Origin of the sequence: Streptomyces sp. SCSIO 30461 (assembly GCF_037023745.1) — a bacterium.
Taxonomy (GTDB): domain Bacteria; phylum Actinomycetota; class Actinomycetes; order Streptomycetales; family Streptomycetaceae; genus Streptomyces.
Map to the genome: position 1 here is coordinate 5,784,084 of NZ_CP146101.1, position 18,493 is coordinate 5,802,576.

Annotated in this window: 16 protein-coding genes; 6 read left to right on the forward strand and 10 right to left on the reverse strand. The window is 69.9% G+C overall.

Translation table 11 applies throughout. The features are described 5' to 3' along the window. Window positions 1–76: 76 nt before the first annotated feature. The 6 genes from V1460_RS25940 to V1460_RS25965 form a co-directional block, all read right to left on the reverse strand. On the reverse strand, window positions 77–1,090 hold the full coding sequence (locus V1460_RS25940; protein ID WP_338676028.1) for a TerC family protein: 1,014 nt from the start codon (window positions 1,088–1,090) through the stop codon (window positions 77–79). A 277-nt stretch (window positions 1,091–1,367) separates the two neighbouring features. After that, window positions 1,368–3,368 carry a TerD family protein gene (locus V1460_RS25945; protein ID WP_338676029.1) on the reverse strand — a complete coding sequence of 667 codons (2,001 nt, stop codon included), beginning with the start codon at window positions 3,366–3,368 and terminating at the stop codon, window positions 1,368–1,370. 125 nt (window positions 3,369–3,493) lie between these two features. Then, on the reverse strand, window positions 3,494–4,072 hold the full coding sequence (locus tag V1460_RS25950; protein WP_338676030.1) for a TerD family protein: 579 nt from the start codon (window positions 4,070–4,072) through the stop codon (window positions 3,494–3,496). A 148-nt stretch (window positions 4,073–4,220) separates the two neighbouring features. Beyond that, entirely contained in the window at window positions 4,221–6,374 is a 2,154-nt protein-coding gene (uvrB, locus tag V1460_RS25955; protein ID WP_338676031.1) for an excinuclease ABC subunit UvrB, read from the reverse strand. Between the two features lie 107 nt (window positions 6,375–6,481). Then, on the reverse strand, window positions 6,482–7,375 hold the full coding sequence (locus tag V1460_RS25960) for a reverse transcriptase domain-containing protein (protein ID WP_338676032.1): 894 nt from the start codon (window positions 7,373–7,375) through the stop codon (window positions 6,482–6,484). A gap of 738 nt (window positions 7,376–8,113) precedes the next feature. Beyond that, window positions 8,114–8,932: an MHYT domain-containing protein gene (locus tag V1460_RS25965; protein ID WP_338676033.1), complete on the reverse strand. Its 819-nt coding sequence runs from the start codon at window positions 8,930–8,932 to the stop codon at window positions 8,114–8,116. Window positions 8,933–9,177: 245 nt separating this feature from the next. Between V1460_RS25965 and V1460_RS25970 the strand changes: the two genes are divergently transcribed. Together V1460_RS25970 and V1460_RS25975 are read left to right on the forward strand one after the other, a co-directional pair. After that, entirely contained in the window at window positions 9,178–9,732 is a 555-nt protein-coding gene (locus V1460_RS25970; RefSeq protein ID WP_338676034.1) for a methylated-DNA--[protein]-cysteine S-methyltransferase, read from the forward strand. 223 nt (window positions 9,733–9,955) lie between these two features. Continuing rightward, a complete protein-coding gene (locus V1460_RS25975; protein WP_338676035.1) occupies window positions 9,956–11,323 on the forward strand; it encodes an MFS transporter in 1,368 nt (455 codons plus the stop codon). Between the two features lie 21 nt (window positions 11,324–11,344). Here the strand turns inward: V1460_RS25975 and V1460_RS25980 are convergent, their stop codons facing one another. Then, window positions 11,345–11,722 (reverse strand): cupin domain-containing protein, encoded by a 378-nt coding sequence (locus V1460_RS25980; protein ID WP_338676036.1) that lies wholly within the window; start codon window positions 11,720–11,722, stop codon window positions 11,345–11,347. A gap of 123 nt (window positions 11,723–11,845) precedes the next feature. Here V1460_RS25980 and V1460_RS25985 point away from each other — a divergent pair, with 123 nt between their 5' ends. Beyond that, window positions 11,846–12,754, forward strand: a complete 909-nt coding sequence (locus V1460_RS25985) for a pseudouridine-5'-phosphate glycosidase (RefSeq protein ID WP_338676037.1) — start codon at window positions 11,846–11,848, stop codon at window positions 12,752–12,754. A 101-nt stretch (window positions 12,755–12,855) separates the two neighbouring features. Next, window positions 12,856–13,731, forward strand: a complete 876-nt coding sequence (locus tag V1460_RS25990) for a carbohydrate kinase family protein (RefSeq protein WP_407077634.1) — start codon at window positions 12,856–12,858, stop codon at window positions 13,729–13,731. Between the two features lie 33 nt (window positions 13,732–13,764). Here V1460_RS25990 and V1460_RS25995 read toward each other — a convergent pair whose 3' ends face one another. Together V1460_RS25995 and V1460_RS26000 are read right to left on the reverse strand one after the other, a co-directional pair. Next, window positions 13,765–14,421, reverse strand: coding sequence for a uridine kinase (locus tag V1460_RS25995; RefSeq protein ID WP_338676038.1), 657 nt, complete (start codon window positions 14,419–14,421; stop codon window positions 13,765–13,767). A 65-nt stretch (window positions 14,422–14,486) separates the two neighbouring features. Then, the gene (locus tag V1460_RS26000; RefSeq protein WP_338676039.1) at window positions 14,487–15,170 is read right to left on the reverse strand and encodes a helix-turn-helix domain-containing protein; all 684 of its coding nucleotides are present in this window, start codon (window positions 15,168–15,170) and stop codon (window positions 14,487–14,489) included. An 83-nt stretch (window positions 15,171–15,253) separates the two neighbouring features. Here V1460_RS26000 and V1460_RS26005 point away from each other — a divergent pair, with 83 nt between their 5' ends. Together V1460_RS26005 and V1460_RS26010 are read left to right on the forward strand one after the other, a co-directional pair. After that, the gene (locus V1460_RS26005; protein WP_338676040.1) at window positions 15,254–16,465 is read left to right on the forward strand and encodes a pyridoxal phosphate-dependent aminotransferase; all 1,212 of its coding nucleotides are present in this window, start codon (window positions 15,254–15,256) and stop codon (window positions 16,463–16,465) included. A 434-nt stretch (window positions 16,466–16,899) separates the two neighbouring features. After that, entirely contained in the window at window positions 16,900–17,583 is a 684-nt protein-coding gene (locus V1460_RS26010; RefSeq protein WP_338676041.1) for a DUF2293 domain-containing protein, read from the forward strand. A 53-nt stretch (window positions 17,584–17,636) separates the two neighbouring features. Here the strand turns inward: V1460_RS26010 and V1460_RS26015 are convergent, their stop codons facing one another. After that, complete coding sequence (locus tag V1460_RS26015; protein ID WP_338678201.1) at window positions 17,637–18,356, reverse strand: chaplin; 720 nt, start codon at window positions 18,354–18,356, stop codon at window positions 17,637–17,639. Between the last annotated feature and the right edge of the window lie 137 nt (window positions 18,357–18,493).

Here is an 18,493-nt window from a genome sequence, read left to right on the forward strand (position 1 = left end):
CACATGTGCCGCACGCGCACAGAACGGGGCCCGCACCACAGAGAGGTGCGCGCCCCGCGACGTGCGCCACCTGTGATCAGGCGCCGACGCTGTCCTTCTCCGTCTGGCCGTCGTCCGACACCGGCTTCGCGGCGGCGGCCTCGCGCTTCTCCTGTCGGCTGGTGGCGATGAGGCTGGTGATGGTCGTGATCACCAGGACGCCGCAAATGAAGGTCAGCGAGAACGGGATCGAGATCTCGGGCACGTGCACCCCGGACTCGTGCAGGGCGTGCAGCACGAGCTTCACACCGATGAAGCCGAGGATCACCGAGAGGCCGTAGCTCAGGTGGACCAGCTTCTTGAGCAGCCCGCCGATCAGGAAGTACAGCTGGCGCAGGCCCATCAGGGCGAAGGCGTTGGCCGTGAAGACGATGTACGGGTCCTGGGTCAGACCGAAGATGGCCGGGATGGAATCCAGGGCGAACAGCACATCAGTGGTGCCGATGGCCAGCATGACCACCATCAGCGGGGTCAGCACACGCTTGCCGTTGACGCGGATGAACAGCTTGGTGCCGTGGTAGCGGTCGGCGACGCCGAACTTCTTCTCGATGGACTTGAGCAGGCGGTTCTCCTCGAACTCATCCTCCTCCTCGCCCTTGCGCGCCTCCTGGATGAGCTTCCAGGCGGTGTAGATCAGGAACGCGCCGAAGATGTAGAACACCCACGAGAAGCTGGCGATGATCGCGGCACCCGCGGCGATGAACACGGCCCTGAGGACCAGGGCGATCAGCACACCCACGAGCAGCACACGCTGCTGGAGGTGGGATGGCACCGCGAACTTGGCCATGATCAGGACGAACACGAACAGGTTGTCGACGCTGAGCGACTTCTCCGTGATGAATCCCGCGAAGAACTCGCCCGACGCCTGGCTCTCTCCGGCCACCAGCAGGCCGATGCCGAAGAGCACGGCCAGGACGATCCAGACCACGGTCCAGATCCCGGCTTCCTTGACCGACACATCATGGGGCTTGCGCCCGATGAAGAAGTCGACTGCGATCAGGGCACACAGACCAAGGATGGTCAGCACCCACATACCTATCGAAACGTCCACTGCGCCTCCGGCGTCGTACCGCTACTGATCAGCGTCGTCGCTGCCGGAGGTCTCTTCCACCCGGGCGCACACTGTCGCTCACGGGCCGACGTCCCGGGACCGGCTCTGTCTGACGGTCCGTACTGACGGGCACACCGCACGCGGGAATACTCCCCTCCGCGCAAAGAACAGTACAGGAAAGACCAAAGAGAGGTAAAGAGAAAGGTAATGCAACGACCAAATGGGCAGGTGGGACACGGTGTGCGGGATTCAGTACCGCTGTCGCCTCCCCAGGGCTTCAGCGCCTCCGGGTCCGCCTGGCCTCGGCCACATCGGCCAGCACCTGGTGGAGTACCCGGCTGCCCGGTGGGATCACCGGCGGTTCATACGTCCAGCAGTGCTGCACCCAGGGGTCGGCGAGATGGGAGTCCGGCACCGGGGTGATCCTCAGCAGCGAGCGCCACAGAGGGTCGAGCACCGGGCCGTAGGCGCTCGCGTCCTCCTGGTCGGCCACCATCAGCAGATGCACGCCCACCGCGGGCCCCTCGTCGGCGAGATAGCGCAACTGGGTGACGGCACGGTCGTCGAAGCCGTGCGGGAAGTCGTTGACGATCAGCAGCTGCTCGGCGGTGTCGAGATCGGGCGGCAGAGCGTCGGCCGCTCGGGCGCGTACCGCCATCTGGACGAGATCGACCCGCTGAGTGAGCTTGGCGAGCACCGCCGAGACGCCCTGGGCACCGGAAGCGGGCGGTTCGTCCAGTACACCTGAGCGCACCAGTGGAGCCAGCGAGCTCGCCCCCGAACCGGCGGGGTCGATCACATGGACCGAGAACTCACCGGCAGGGTGGACGGCGAGCAGCCGGGCAGCGTGGGCGACGGCCGCGTCCATGGCGAGTCCGCGGACCTGTGCCTCGTCCATCAGGGACGCGGCGTCGGAGCTCCGGCGACCGCTGTCGACCCACAGGCCCCGTTCGAGCGGCAGCCGTACCAGCATGGGAATGTGCAGCTCAGGGCGCTCGGGGAGGTGCAGATCCCCGAGGCGTAGGGCCATCGGGACCTCCATCGGCACACGGTAGGCCCCCCAGAGCGGGTGGTCCCAGCGGGCGAACGCGGGCGGCAGGGCGGGCTCGACGACCTCCGACTCGGCGGCCAGTCGGCCGAGATCGCGATCAAGGGCCTCGCGTGCCCGTCCGGTCAGCTCCTCGCAGCGGGCGCGGGCGGCCGATGCCGCGTCCCCTGATCCGGTCAGCCGGGCACGTGGGTCCGAGAGCGCCCTGTCGAGCTCCTGATCGCGGCGGGCCTCGGCGAAGTCGACCGCGCTCCGGTAGGCGGCGGTAGCCCGCGCCAGATCCTCGAACATGCCCCAGACCTGGTTGTAGAGCCGCTCCTCCATGGACCAGCCGGTGGCGTCACCGGCCACCGGCGGAGCGGGTCGCCCCGGTTCCGCAGGCGGTGCGGCAGGAGGCGGTGGCGGCGGCACGACGGGCCGCCTGCGGGGGTGTGTGTAGTCGATGGGGCCGCCGTCGGGCGCCGCGGCCGTACCCGGCTGCTGGTGGACGCCCTGGTGGGACCCGGGGTGATGGGTGTCCGCGGGCTCAGGCGTGCCCTGGGCCGGCGCGGGAACCGCGGGCACGGGCGCGGGCGCGGGCGCGGCGAGGGTGTAGTCGCCCGTCGCGCCTGCGGCCGCCGCCGGTGCGCCCCGGCGGGCCTCCGTGGTTCGGGGTGGGGGCGTGCCGACCGTACGAGCCGGCCCGGCGGCCACGGCCTCGTTGATGGCGGCGGCGAGCTCCCCCGGGGCTTCGACGCCCTGGTCGGCGAGCAGCTCGGCAAGCCCTCCCGCGTAGCCCTGGCCGACAGCCCGTATCTTCCATGCCTCCTGGCGGCGGTAGATCTCCAGGGCGACGACGGCGGACTCGGTGTCCAGGCCCGTGGTGTCGTAGGCGACGATGCCGGTGCCATCGGGGCCTGTGACGGCGAGGCGGGGGGCCGCGACGGCTCCGAAGCTGATCGGGGCACCGGGGGCGACCGGCAGTGCGAGCAGCACCGAAACCCGGTGCACGGTGTCCGGTACGGCGGCCAGATCGACGGCGATCCGGTGGTCCGCCGTCGCCTGCCGGGACACCTCCACTCCGGGGCAGGCCGGCTGGGCGGGGTGCGCGATCCATTCGGGACCGGGTACGCGACCGTGCTCGTCGGTCAGGGTGGCACCGGCCACCACGGACTTTCCGGCCGACACCCGGATCTCCAGCCGGGTGTGGGGCAGCGGATGGTTCTGCCCGCGGACCAGCTCGGCGGTCATCTGCTCTGTCCCCTCGGTGCTGAGCTCTCGTCGGTGGAGCTGCGGTGCGTTGCCCTATGGCATGGCTCCCGGAAGGCGCCGCCCTCCGGGAGCCACCCGCACATGCCGTGTCCGGGCGGTGACGCCTACAGGTGCGGGACGATCGCCGGCATCAGGTCCTGGAAGGTGCGCCCGTTGGCGGGCTCGCCGACGGCGGTCATCTGCCAGCCGGAGCCGACGCGGTGCACCTTGGCCATGACCTGGGCGGTGTACTGGCCACCGCCCGTGAGCGTGTAGCGCGCCAGCTCCTGGCCGTTGGTCTCGTCCACGATCCGGCAGAAGGCGTTCTGCACCTCGGCGAAGGTCTGACCGGTGAACGAGTTCACCGTGAAGACGATCTGGTCGATGTGGACCGGTACCCGCTGCAGGTCCACCAGGACGGCCTCGTCGTCTCCGCCCTGCCCGGCGCCGCCGACCAGATTGTCACCGGTGTGCCGGACGGAGCCGTCATCGCTGACGAGGTGACGGAAGAACACCACGTCAACCGGCTGCTTGTCGGCGAACAGGACGGCCGAGGCGTCGAGGTCGACCTCCCTGGTGCGGGAGCCGAACAGTCCGCGCCGGGGGGCCGCCTGCCAGCCCAGGCCCATCCGCACCGCGGTCAGCGTGCCACCGTCGGACTTCTGAAGGCTGATGCCCTGTCCCTTGGACAAGTTGACGCTCACGCGCTGTCCCCCCTCTCTCTCCGGTCTGACCGGGATAGCCGCCGCGACCGCCCTCCCTGGGGCGGCCACGTCTGAAACACTACGCATCCCCGCGGGCTCACGGCCCGCGGGTCTGCCTTTTTGTGTCGTTCTTGCAACAGTGGCCGACTCAGGCCAGTCCCGCCTCCCTCATCTGCCGCAGCTCCTTCTTCAGTTCGCTGACCTCGTCCCGCAGCCGCGCGGCCACCTCGAACTGGAGCTCCGCCGCGGCGGCCCTCATCCGATCGGTCATCTCCTCGATGATTCCGGCCAGTTCGGCGGCCGGACGGTCGCTGGTGATCTCGCCCTTCCCGGCCCCTCCGGCCTTGCCGCCCTTCGCCGACTTGGCGGCAGGTGCCGCGTGCGCCGCGAGCGAGGGCACTGGCGTCCTGGCCGCCTTGCCGTCCTTGCCCTGGCGGTAGCCGGTGCCGAGGAGCTGCTCGGTGTCGACCTCCTCGCGGGCGATGGTGGCCACGATGTCGTTGATCTTCTTGCGCAGGGGCTGGGGGTCGATGCCGTTCGCCTTGTTGTACGCGATCTGCTTCTCCCGGCGGCGGTTGGTCTCCTCGATGGCCTTCTCCATCGCCGGGGTGATCCTGTCGGCGTACATATGGACCTGGCCGGACACGTTGCGCGCCGCGCGGCCGATGGTCTGGATGAGGGAGGTGCCGGAGCGCAGGAAGCCCTCCTTGTCCGCGTCGAGGATCGCCACCAGGGACACCTCGGGGAGGTCGAGTCCCTCACGGAGCAGGTTGATGCCGACCAGCACGTCGTACTCACCCGCCCGCAGCTCGCGCAGCAGCTCGATCCGGCGCAGGGTGTCGACGTCGCTGTGCAGATAGCGGACCTTGATGCCCAGCTCCAGGAAGTAGTCGGTGAGGTCCTCGGCCATCTTCTTCGTGAGGGTGGTCACGAGTACGCGCTCGTCCTTGTCGGTACGCTTGCGGATCTCGTGCACCAGGTCGTCGATCTGGCCCTCGGTGGACTTGACGACCACCTCGGGGTCGACCAGTCCGGTGGGGCGGATGATCTGCTCGACGAAGCCGTCGGAGCGGGACAGCTCGTAGCTTCCCGGGGTCGCGGAGAGATAGACCGTCTGCCCGATCCGCTTCTGGAACTCCTCCCACTTCAGGGGCCGGTTGTCCAGGGCCGACGGCAGCCGGAAGCCGTGGTCGACCAGGGTCCGCTTGCGGGACGCGTCGCCCTCGTACATGGCGCCGATCTGCGGGACCGTCACATGCGATTCATCGATGACCAGCAGGAAGTCCTCGGGGAAGTAGTCGAGGAGTGTGTTGGGCGGGGTGCCGGGCTCACGGTCGTCGAAGTGCATCGAGTAGTTCTCCACGCCGGAGCAACTGCCGATCTGGCGCAGCATCTCGATGTCGTAGGTGGTGCGCATCCGCAGGCGCTGCGACTCCAGCAGCTTGCCCTGCTTGTCCAGCTCGGCGAGGCGCTCCTCGAGCTCGCGCTCGATGCCGTTGACCGCCTTCTCCATGCGCTCGGGGCCGGCGACATAGTGGCTGGCGGGGAAGACGTACAGCTCGTGGTCGTCGCTGATCACCTCGCCGGTGAGCGGGTGCAGTGTGGACAGCGCCTCGATCTCGTCGCCGAACATCTCGATGCGGACGGCGAGCTCCTCGTAGACCGGGAAGATCTCGATGGTGTCGCCGCGGACCCGGAAGGTGCCCCGCGTGAACGCCAGGTCGTTGCGCGTGTACTGGATGTCCACGAAGCGGCGCAGCAACTGGTCGCGGTCGATCTCCGCGCCGACCTTCAGCGGCACCATGCGGTCGACGTACTCCTGCGGGGTGCCGAGGCCGTAGATGCACGAGACCGAGGCGACCACGACCACGTCCCTGCGTGTCAGCAGCGAGTTCGTCGCGGAGTGGCGCAACCGCTCCACTTCCTCGTTGATCGAGGAGTCCTTCTCGATGTACGTGTCCGACTGCGGGACGTAGGCCTCCGGCTGGTAGTAGTCGTAGTACGAGACGAAGTACTCCACCGCGTTGTTCGGGAGGAGCTCGCGGAACTCATTGGCCAGCTGGGCGGCCAGCGTCTTGTTCGGCGCCATCACCAGAGTGGGGCGCTGGAGCTTCTCGATCATCCAGGCCGTGGTGGCGGACTTGCCCGTGCCGGTCGCACCGAGCAGGACGATGTCCTTCTCACCTGCTCGGACGCGCTTCTCCAGCTCGGCGATGGCCGTCGGCTGGTCGCCGTTGGGCCGGTAGGGGCTGACGACCTCGAAGGGCGCCATCGAACGTTCGATCTGGGTAACGGGCCGCATTGGTAGTTGAAGGCGCGGTGCTCTTACGAGTCCGTCTCCTTCGTCCCCTTTCAATCCGTGCGTGCGGTTTTCCCGCACACGGCTTACCGGTGATCTTCTTGACATGGTTACGCAGTCTTCGGGTAACGAACCGTGCCGCGCAGTTGATACAGGCCGTGCCCGCTGAACCATTCTTCAGTCCATTCCAAATGTTGCCCTGTACGCAAGTTCCGCCCACGTTTCTTGATCATCAATCTACGGAGCCGGAACACCACGTAATCATCAACAGTTCGGAACTTCCCAGCGGCATTCCCGGTTCGGAAGTAGTTTCCCCAGCCGCGCAGGATTGGATTCAAATCCGCAATCACATCACGGACATCCCTTCCCGACCGACGGCGGTCAGTCCGTTCCCGGACCTTGCCCCGGAGTCTCTTCATTGCCGCTTGCGATGGCCAGCGATGCAGGTAGAAGCGAATCTTTCCGTACTTCTCCCACACCTTGCCCGAGAAACGAGCACGGAAGTGACAGCCAAGGAAGTCGAGTCCTTCCCGGCCCTCTCTGAGGTCAACTACTTTCGTCTTGTCCGGGTGCAGTTGCAGCCCCAGAGATCGGAGAATCTCCCCGACCGCCTCCAGAGCAGCTCTGGCCTGACGAGCCGAACGGCACAGGACGACTCCGTCGTCGGCGTACCGCACGAGCTCGCCCACTCCTCGCTGCGTCAGCTCGGTATCCAGAACATGCAGGTAGATATTGGCCAGCAGAGGCGAGATCACCCCGCCTTGAGGCGTCCCGGCAACCGTCCGCCGGACCTCACCGTCCACCATCACACCAGCTTGCAACCACAGACGAACCAGCTTGAGGACCCTGCGGTCCGACAGGACAGCAGGAATCCCTAGCGGTCTCACACCGCCTTGCGGTTTCGGGATATCCACACGCCTGGCGGGCGCGGGACGATACGTACCTGCACGCAAAGAAGACTGGAGCTCTCCGAGCAACCGCCCGACCCCATATTCCTTCTCCACGAATACCAGAGTGACCCGATCCACCCCGGCACTTCCTCTATTGGCCCGGACCCGTTCCCACGCCTCCCACAGCACATCACCCCTGTGGATACGGTCATACAGGGCATGGAAACGCCGTTCCGGCGACTGCTTGGCCGCAGCCCATAGTCCGCGTTGAAGTTTTCGCACTTTCGAGACGGACGCATATCCGTCCACTACGACGGAGCATCGCCCGTCGGGGTAGTTGGACCGGGCAGACCCGGTCATGCCCTCATGCTTACCCTCGCCACGAACGTGATCAAAGTGCGGGCCCTTCCCTCCCGGCGCGTTATGTTGCACGCCGATCAGCGGTACTACGCCCCGCTCGGACTCCCGCTGCCCTCCGGACGACTTCACCATCGGCTTATACGTCCGGTCTCTTGCCTGATGCCAGGCGTGGTCAGACGGGTCTCTCCTGTTCCGGCCCAGACTGTGCACACGTGCCGCCCCCTCTACCCCGGAAGAACCCTGGAGGCTGACCCCGGAACAGGGCCCCCAGGACATGGCCTTCGCCCTGACATGACGGGCTCGGCTTCTTCACTGTCGGTGTGACGAGGCTGCAGGGTTCGCTTCACGCTACGGCCCGCGTGCTTGCTCCCTCCAAAGAGGCTCTCGACATCCCGCTCAGCCCACCACGTCTCCGCGACGGACCGGGACCTGCTACCGGGCACTCCGGTGTCTACCCGGACGGGACTTTCACCCGCGAGCCTGGACCAGCTTTCAGGACGCACCATGGAACCACCGTACGACCCGCCACTGACATCGATGCGGGCAAGCCGGATTCCCTGCGGCCACGGAGCGCCTGCCGGACGACATGGCCAGCCCGCCCGCCAGCACGAGGAAGAAGACGGGCCCGACCAGCAGGGGGGCGCTGAGTGCCGCCGCCGACTCGCCGACCGGACCCACGGGGGCCGGAGGGTTCGCATGGACCCGCACACCCGCCATGCCTGTGTAGTGCGTCCCGCTGACGGCGACCCCCATCACCAGCCCGGCACCCAGGCTCGGCAACCGGCCCCGCGCGGAGACGGCGGCCCAGAGTGCCGTGGTGGCCGCGACGACGGCGATCAGGGCGGAGAGGGCGACCGTTCCCGTGTCGTAAGCGAGCCGCCCCTGGAGCCGCATCCCCGCCATGCCCAGGTAGTGCGCGGACGCGATGCCGAGCCCGGTGATCGTGCCACCGGTGACCAGGGCCATGGCCGTGGCGCCGCGCCAGCCCACGATGACGGTCCCGATGCCGGTCATACCGACCGCGACACCCAGGCTCGCCCAGGTCGTCGGCCGGTCGTGGACGATCGGGACCCCGGCGACGGTGAAACCCGTCATCGCGATGAAGTGCATGGTCCAGATCCCGGTGCCGATGGCGGCTGCGCCGAGCATCAGCCAGCGGCCGCGTGACACTCCGCTCGCTCCGCGCGGTCCGCCGCCGCGCACGGCCCTGGCGGTGCAGCGCAGCCCGAGCACCCCTCCCACGCAGGCCATCAGATACGCGGCTACGGGCGTGAGGAGACCGTGGCTGAAACCGTCGACTGTACCGTGCATACGTGCTGTGCCCTTCGCTCCCTGTGCCGCCCGTTGGCACGCGTGACCGCAGGGCTCCCGCTGGAGGAACGCCCGTTACGGGGCGAGAGTAGAGCGATCCGGCCAGGAGGCAAACCCGGGCGCCGCCGCGCCGGGGGCTGACAGAACAGCTTGTAGGCAGCCCAGCAGGGCGTCAGTCAGTGGCAGAGCCACGACCAACCTGAGTACCAGCCGCAGTGTCAGTGGCTGGTTCTACGGTGGTGGGTATGGAGAGCTTCGAGTGGACCGTGATGGGCTCGGACATCGGGCCGCTGCTCATCGCCGCCACCGCCGAGGGACTGGTGAGCGTCGTGTTCCACGCTGGCGCGCCGGTGCGGGACAGGGCGGTCGGGCGGCTGGCCGCGCAGTTGGGCAGCGCGCCGCACGAGGTGGACGCGGTGGCGGGGAGCGGCGACGCCCCCGCTTGGCTCGCCGAGCCCATACGTCAGTTCGCGGAGTACTTCGCGGGGCGGCGCAAGGACTTCGACCTGCCGTTGGACTGGTCGCTGACCTCAGGCTTCCAACGCCGGGCGCTGCGCGAGCTGGCGTCCGGGGTGCCGTACGGCTCGGTCGTGGGCTACGGCGAGCTGGCCGCGCGGGTGGGGCAGCCCGGGGCCGCGCAGGCGGTCGGCGCGGCCATGGGGTCCAATCCGCTGCCGCTCGTGGTGCCCTGCCATCGCGTGGTGGAGGGCGACGGGAGTCTGGGCGGCTTCGGCGGCGGCCGGGAGACCAAGCGCAGGCTGCTGGCCCTGGAGGGGGTGCTGCCCGAGCCGCTGTTCTGAGCCCGGTGGCACCGACCGTCCGAGCCCGGCGGCACCGGCCGTACGCACCCACGGCACCGACCGTGTGCGCCCTGGGCTTGCCTCCGCGCACCCGCCGGGCGGTTGAAAGGCGATTCCGTCGACGCGGGCACACCTGGCAGACTGCGACGGTGGCCCCTACTTCCTGCGATGTTCCGACAGTCGGTTTCACCAGCATGCTCTCCGGGCCGGGCGCGGTCGCCCGGTGAGCGCCGGGGCGAAGTCCTCGGCCGTGGTCGACGCGGCGGGACTGCCCGCGTTGCGGCGTCGGATCACTCCGGTGCTCATAGCGGGCCAGATACTCGGCGGCCTCGGCGTCGCCACCGGCGTCGCCCTGGCCGCGGTACTGGCGCAGCATGTGAGCGGTTCCGAGGCACTCGCAGGTCTCGCGTCGACGGCTACGGTGGCCGGCACGGCGGTACTCTCCGTACCGCTGGCCGCGCTGATGAACGCACGTGGCCGCCGCCCCGGCCTCGTACTGGCCTATGTGATCGGTGCGCTCGGGGCGGGCGTCGTGGTCCTGGCGGCGGTGCTCGGGAACTACCCGCTGCTGCTGCTGGGGATGGCGGGCTTCGGCGCCGCCTCGTCGGCGAACCTGCAGTCCCGGTTCGCCGCTGCCGACCTGGCGGAGCCCGAGCGGCGGGCGCGGGCCATCTCGCTCGTGGTGTGGGCCACCACGATCGGAGCGGTCCTCGGGCCGAACATCGCCGGGCCTGCGGGACGCAGCGCGTCCGGGCTCGGGATCCCGGAGACTGCGGGACCGTTCTTGTGGGCGGGCGGGGTGTTCCTGATCGCGGCACTCGTCATCGCCCTGCTGCTGCGCCCCGATCCCCTGCTGACCGCGCGGGCACTGGCCCCGGCCGGCGAGGACACCGATGAAGGGCGCTCGCTGCGGGCGGGCGTACGTGCCGTCCGGGCCTCGCCATCGGCCCGATTGGCCCTCACCACCATCGCGGTGGCGCATACCGCGATGGTGTCGATCATGTCGATGACCCCTGTGGCCCTGAGCCATCACGGGGCGGGTATCGAGTTGATCGGGCTGGTGATCAGCGGCCATATCGCCGGCATGTACGCGTTCTCACCGGTGATGGGCTGGCTCGCCGACCGGCTCGGCCGGCTCGCGGTGATCGGCCTGGCCGTGGGACTGCTCGCGTGCGCGGCGCTGCTGGCCGGCACCGCAGGGGCAAGCCACGGCCGTACCGCCGCGGGCCTGTTCCTGCTGGGTCTCGGCTGGTCCGCCGCACTCGTCTCGGGTTCGGCGCTGCTCACCGACTCGGTGCCAGGACCGGCCCGGGCCGCCGTCCAAGGACTTTCCGACCTGACGATGAGTTCGGCGGCGGGCATCGGCGGTATGGCGGCCGGCTTGATCGTGTCCCGCGCGGGCTACGGCTGGCTGAACGCGGTCGGAGCCTGCCTGCTGCTGCCGCTGGCCGCCCTCGCCGTGCGTCGCGCGCTCGGGCGGTCGCGCGGCGGTGGGGACACGACTGCGCCCGGGGACGGGGTCGCCGCCCGCCAGGACACCCCCGGCGCCGCGGTCGCCCCGGACCCGGCGGGTTCCGCGACCGCCGACTGAGCCGCCCGACCCCGACCCGGGTCACAGGCTGATGTGGTACGCCTTTCGCAGCGTCTCGTGGACCGTCCAGGTCGTCTTGTCGCCCTCACGCAGCACACATGCGTCGCCGGGGCCGAGTTCAAAGGTGTCCCCGCCCTCCACCTCCACGGTGGCGCGCCCACTCACGACCACGAACAGTTCATTGGCCTCGGTGTCCGTGACCACGCCGGGGGTGATCTGCCAGACGCCGCGCAGCTGCCTGCCGTCTTCCGACTCCCACAGGACCTTTCCGGTGACCACGGGCTCGCCGGAGACGATCTGGTCAGGGTCGAGCGGCTCCACTTCCAAGTCGATATCCGGAATGTGCACGACAAAGGAAGGGGATTCCGGACCGGCGGCGGTGTCATCAAAGGTCGTCATGGCGCGTCACCTTAGCGGGGTCGGTCGGGCATCGCGCGGGCAGGCATGGCCCGACGGCGGGACGAGGCAATTCCCTGCCTGCCGAAACGTTTGCGCAGTGAGGTGAGGTGCCAGGGATGGATCATGTCCGAGACCACGCTGCTGCTGTCACAAGAGGTGCGGGAGGCGCTCGACGCCGACCGTCCCGTCGTCGCCCTCGAGTCCACGATCATCGCCCACGGCCTGCCCCGCCCGCGCAACCTGGCGGTCGCGGAGGAGTTGGAGTCCCTCGTCCGGGACCACGGGGCGGTGCCTGCGACGATCGCCGTACTGGACGGGCAGGCCCATATCGGGCTCGGCAAGGCCCAGTTGGAGCGGGTCGCCCAGGACCCCGAGGTGCGCAAGCTGGGCCACCGCGACCTCGCGCCCGCCCTCGCCAGCGGGGCGAGCGGTGCGACGACCGTGTCCGCCACGGCGTTTCTCGCCGCTCGTGCCGGGATCAGGGTGTTCGCGACGGGCGGACTCGGCGGAGTCCACCGGGAGTGGGTCCGCTCCCAGGACGAGTCGGCCGACCTGCGGTTGCTGGCACGGACCCGGATCGCCGTGGTCTGCGCCGGGGTGAAGTCGATCCTGGACGTCCCCGCGACCCTGCAACGCCTGGAGACCCTGGGCGTCGGTGTCCTGGGCTACGGCACCGACCGCTTCCCCGGCTTCTATCTGTCCTCATCGGGCGAGCCCGTCGACTGGACGGTGCACACGCCCGAAGAGGTCGCCGAGGTGATCCGCGCCCAGGACGCGCTCGGCGGTCCCGACACCGCGCTGGTCGTGGCCCAGCCGGTCCCGGAGGACCGGCAGCTCGACCCCGAACTGCACGACCGGGTGCTGTCGGATGCGCTGAGCGCCTGCCGGGAGCGCGGTATCACCGGCCAGGGGGTGACCCCGTTCCTGCTGGAACATCTGATGCGCGCCACGGCGGGTGCCTCGCTGGAGGCGAACCTGGCGGCGGTGCGCGGGAACGTGCGGCTCGCGGCCCGGATCGCGGCGGCGCTGTGACCGGCCCCGCCGGCCAGGCCGGGACCACCGGCGGTCCAGGTGGCCCTGATCCCGGCGCCTCCGCTCCGGGCGCGTCGCGCACGGGAGGCGGTGCCCTGCTGGTGATCGGCGATGTGGCGACCGATGTCGTGGCACGACACCGTGCGCGGCTCGCCCATGGCACCGACACCGCCGCCGAGGTGCGCACCCTCCCGGGCGGCGCCGGGGCCAACGCGGCCTGCTGGGCCGCGTACGCGGGTTGTGCCGACGTACGGCTACTCGGCAGGGTCGGCGGGGAGAGCACCGAATGGCACACCGCACGGCTGCGCGAGGCCGGGGTGCGTCCCCTCCTGGTGTCCGATCCCGATGTGCAGACCGCCACCATCGTCGCGCTCGTGGATGCCCACGCCGAACGCACCTTTCTCACCGACAGCGGGGCGGCCCTGCGGATCTCGCCGGCCGACTGGTCGCCCGACTTGCTCGACGGCGTCGCCCGGCTCCATCTCTCCGGCTATCTCTTCTTCGCCGACCCGAGCCGCGAACTCGCCGCCGCCGCCATCGTCGACGCACGTTCACGGGGCGTCCCCGTGAGCGTGGACCCCGCTTCGGCGGGCTTCATCGCGGCACTGGGCGCGGAGCAGTTCCTCCAAGCGGCCTCAGGCGCCGATGTGCTACTGCCCAACGCGGACGAAGCCCGGGTGCTGACCGGCGTCGCCGACACCGCCGACGCGGCTGCCGTGCTCAGTCGCCGAATCCCGCTCACCGTGGTCACGCTCGGCGCCGAGGGCGCGCTGCTGGCGGAATCGGGCAAGGTGACGGGGCGGGTGCCTCCGGTCCCGGCCCAGGCGGTCGACTCGACGGGAGCGGGCGACGCCTTCAGCGGCGCCTTCCTGGCCGCTCTTCTGGCCGGCGCGGACCCGGCGGTCGCGGCACACGAGGGATGCCGCGCGGGAGCCGTCGCCGTCACCTTGGACGGGGGGCGTCCGCCCGTGGGATGAGGCCCCCTCCCGGTGGCGTCGCCGGAACGGCCCTCAGGCTTCGCCGGGCGGTCCCCACGGGTGGTTCCAGGCCGGATGCCGCGGGTCGTCGGCACGGACGACGACATCGGCGGAATCGGCCGGGGCGACCTCCCGTTCGTAGCGCGCGAAAGCGGGCAGCGCCCAGTGCTCGGTCTCGTCCGTACGGCGGCGCAGCGCGCCCGGCGAGAGCCCTAGATGGACGGTGAGGTCGAACGGGAACCAGTGCCCGAGCAGCAGCGGGCCGTGCAGCACCAGCACTCCCCCGGGCGGCAGTTCGCGGTAGGCGCTGCGGGTGGCGCGGTCGGTGACCGGGTCCCGGAGGTCGGGCAGCACCCGGCCCTGGCCTCCGGGCTCCAGTGGTGCGAAGACCTCGCGCCAGAGCGCTCCGGTGTCGAGCCGGTCCGCGTAATACGAGTCGGGGTCCTCACGGCCGTGCTCGTAGCGCAGCGAAGCCGGTCGCAGGAACCCGGAGGCAGCGATCACCAGGACCGAACGCCCACGCAGTCTCAGCGCTTCCGCGAGCCCGGAGGCGGCCGCGCCCGTGCCGGTGGCGGGAGCACCGTCCACGGCCACCCGGAGCCAGGGGCCGCCGTCCGCGGCGGTGGTCCGCGTGATCCGGTCGGCGACGGCTTCGGTGAGGCGATCCCAGGTGATCGGTTCCAGTCGCACGGCTCCATCATGCCGATCCGCCTGCCGGGCGAACGGCATGCCCCCCGCGGCAGGACGTAACCGGCTCAGGCCGTGAACCGCTTCAGGCGGACACGGCCGTCCCGTACTCCTTCCGCCACGCTCAGACACCCCCGGCCGATCTCCAGGCAGGTCCCGGCGTCGAGTTCGAGTCGCGCATCGGCCGCTCCCTCCGGCGCCGCACCCTCCCCATACACCGGATGCCCCGCGTCCGCACCGACGCGTACATGGAACTCGCCCTCGTCCAACCTGACTTCCACGAGCCCCCGCCAGCCGTCTCGCTCAAGGCTCCGCCGCAACGGCAGCGCGAACCAGTGGGCCCTCACCGCGTCAGTGGGCCGGGGATCGGTCAACTCGGAGGCGCCCCAATCGGCCAGAGCGGCGAGCACGGGCAGCAGCCCCTCTCCACGAGGGGTCAGTTCGTAGACATACACCGAGGCAGGCGCCGGAAGGCGACGGCGTACGGCCAGGCCGTCGCGTTCCATGTCCTTGAGCCGGGACGCCAGCACGTCCGTGCTCACACCGGGCAGATCCACGTGCAGATCGGTGTAGCGGCGCGGCCCCGCCAGCAGTTCCCTGATGATCAGCAGGGTCCAGCGGTCGCCCACCGCGTCGAGCGCACGGGCGGCGGCACAGAACTGGTCGTAGCTTCGGCGCCGCACGGCGCGCGGCGAAGCTGCGGCAGGCGACGCGGTCTCGGCGCCTGGCGGGGTTGTCGGGCGAGTCGGCATACGGGGAGTCTAGACATACCGTTGGACTTTCCAAGCAGCCACTTGGTAAAACCAAGCATCAACGTTTCCGGGGAGGTCAGCGCATGGAGTTCCGGCAGTCGAGCAAGCTGAGCGAGGTCTGCTACGAGATCCGGGGCCCGGTCATCGAGCACGCCAACGCGCTGGAGGAGGCGGGCCACAGCGTTCTGCGCCTCAACACGGGCAACCCGGCGCTCTTCGGCTTCGAGGCACCGGAGGAGATCCTCCAGGACGTGATCAGGATGCTGCCGCAGGCCCACGGCTACACCGACTCCCGCGGCATCCTCTCCGCCCGCCGCGCGGTCGCCCAGCGCTACCAGGGGCTCGGGCTCAGCGACGTCGGGGTCGATGACGTCTTCCTCGGCAACGGCGTGTCGGAGCTGGTCTCCATGGCTGTCCAGGCGCTGGTGGAGGACGGCGACGAGGTTCTGATCCCGGCTCCCGACTACCCGTTGTGGACCGCCGTCACCACCTTCGCCGGAGGACGCCCCGTCCACTACCTCTGCGACGAGTCGGCGGACTGGTACCCGGACCTCGACGACATGGCATCGAAGATCACCGACCGGACCAAGGCCGTGGTGATCATCAATCCCAACAACCCCACCGGCGCCGTGTATCCGCCCGAGATCATCGAGGGCATCCTCGGCCTGGCGCGCCGCCATGGGCTGATGGTGTTCGCCGACGAGATCTACGACCAGATCGTGTACGACGACGCCGTCCACCACAGCGCGGCCGCTCTCGCCCCGGACCTGGTCGTGCTCACCTTCAGCGGGCTCTCCAAGACCTACCGGGTGGCCGGCTTCCGTTCCGGCTGGCTGGTGGTCACCGGGCCCAAGCAGCACGCCCGCAGCTACCTGGAGGGGCTCACCATGCTCGCCTCCATGCGGCTGTGCCCCAACGCACCCGCCCAGTACGCCATCCAGGCCGCGCTCGGCAGCCGTCGGTCGATTCGGGAACTCACCGCGCCTGGCGGGCGGCTGCACGAGCAGCGCGACCGCGCCTGGGAGCGCCTCAACGAGATTCCCGGTGTCTCCTGTGTGAAGCCGAAGGGCGCGCTGTACGCCTTCCCGCGGCTGGACCCCTCGGTGTACCCCGTCCACGACGACGAGAAGTTCGTCCTGGATCTACTGCTGCGCGAGAAGATCCAGGTCGTGCAGGGCACCGGCTTCAACTGGCCGCGCCCGGACCACTTCCGGATCCTGACGCTCCCGCGTGCCGACGACCTGGACGCGGCGATCAGCCGCATCGGCCGCTTCCTCAGCGGCTACCGCCAGTGAGTGCCCCGCGGTAGGGACGCGAAACGGGAGCGGGCCCGGAGGCGTAGCCTGCCTCCGGGCCCTGTCGATGCCGCCCACATCACAGCCGGCACGCTTGAGGGTCCGGGTCGGTCTCATTGCGTCGCGTCCTGCCCTTGGACCACCGCCGATCGAGCTCGGCGGACCAGACTCGAACTGGCGTTTCGACGCACCAGGGCCCGGGCCCGGTCGATCCGGCGATGAGCGGCGAATGCTGAGTCTGGAGCGAGAGTCTGAGATTGATCGCGGTCTGCCTCTGCCGAGTTGGGCTACCCCGGCGCGCACGGAAGTGCCGGGGGAGGACTCGAACCTCCACTGGAACCGCGTTGGCCCCATCGAACGATTATTTGACGCGATATCGGGGGACGCAGGAGGCACGGGGGGACACGGTCGCTGCGAGGGAGGGGCGGAGCCCGATGGAGCCTCTGGTCGTCGTGGAGCCGTTGAAGCAGCGCCGCTGCGCCGATTGCCGTCGCGGGCCGCTGGAGCGGATGATCCTGGAGTTCAACTCCCCGAGCTGCCTGGACTGTGCGGACCTGGGACATCTGGTGTTCCTGCCACGGGGAAACGCGGCGCTCACCCGCCGCGCGCGGGAAGCAAGTGGGCTGTGGGCCGTCGTCGTGCGGCACAACAGACAACGCACACGGTACGAGCGGCAGGGCCTGCTGGTGGAGGAAGTGGCGCTGGCGCGGGCCGAGGCGGCCTGTCTGGCCGATGCGGAGGCACGGGCCAGGCGCCGCGAGCGGGACGCCTCGCGGCGCGCGGCGCGGGATGTGCGGTTCACGGCGACGCTGACGGCGGAGATCCTGCGGCTGTTCCCATACTGCCCGCTCGACCGGGCAGCCGATGTCGCGGCGCACACATCGGAGCGCGGAAGCGGGCGGGTGGGCCGCACCGCGGCCGGCCGCGCCCTGGACGAGGGCGCGGTCACGGCGGCGGTACGTGCGTCCGTACGACATCTGGACACGCCCTACGACACCCTGCTCATGCGGGGTATACCGCGGCATGAGGCGCGCCGGCGAGTGGCGGAGGCCATCGAGGCCACGCTGGCCCGATGGCGTGGACCCGAGCGGGAGGCGGGGGGCATGGGGACGGAGTGACATCCGCCGCGTGGAGGCGAAACGCACCCTGACCCCCCACCGAGCCGCCCGCGCTACGCCGCGGCGCGGAAGCGGCGATAGAGCACGGCGCCACCCAGGATCATGGCCGCACCCGCCGGGATGGTGAAGACGGCACCGGCCGCGGCACCCGTCTGGGCCAGCTGGGCGGATGTCGAGTGGGGTTCGTGGTGAGCGGCGGCGACTTCTTCCATCGGCGGACGGGATACCGGGTTCGGGGCGGCAGGACCGTTCGACGACACATTGCCCACGGCGGCATTGCCGATACCGACGACATTGACGGAATTACCGGAGACATTCACCGGCACATCGACGGGGAGCTGGATCCCGTTGCCGGAAAGCAGACCCGGGGAGCCCTGCGCGTCGGCAGCGGCCAACGCGCCGCCGAGGGCGCCGATGTCGCGGTGGGAGCCTTGGTCACGGCCGGTTCCGGTGCGGTCGGCGCGAATGCCGTGGTTCGCGCGGATGTCCCGGTCGGCGCCGGTGCCACGGGTGTCGGCAGCGGCTTGCTTGGCGGCCGACCGCACATCACCGGCGGTCAGGGCGGAGTCGCCACCGTTCGCGCAGCGGTTCCCGATGGCCGGGTCGAGCACACCGACCACGTTGACGGTGTTGCCGCACACGTTCACCGGGACGTGCACGGGGATCTGCACGGTGTTCCCGGAGATCAGGCCCGGTGATCCGGCCGCGCCTCCCTGCGCGCCCGAGTCGGCGTGCGCGGCCCCGACGGCTGCCATGGCGCCACCCGTGACCATCGCTGCGACGAGGCCTGTTCGGCAAATCTGCCTCATTGTTCCTGCCTTCCGGATAATGACCACGGGTTTCTGCCCGCACCGGAAATAACGCGATGGAGCCATTCGGGTTATGGCCGGCCCCCCTTTCACCCCATCGA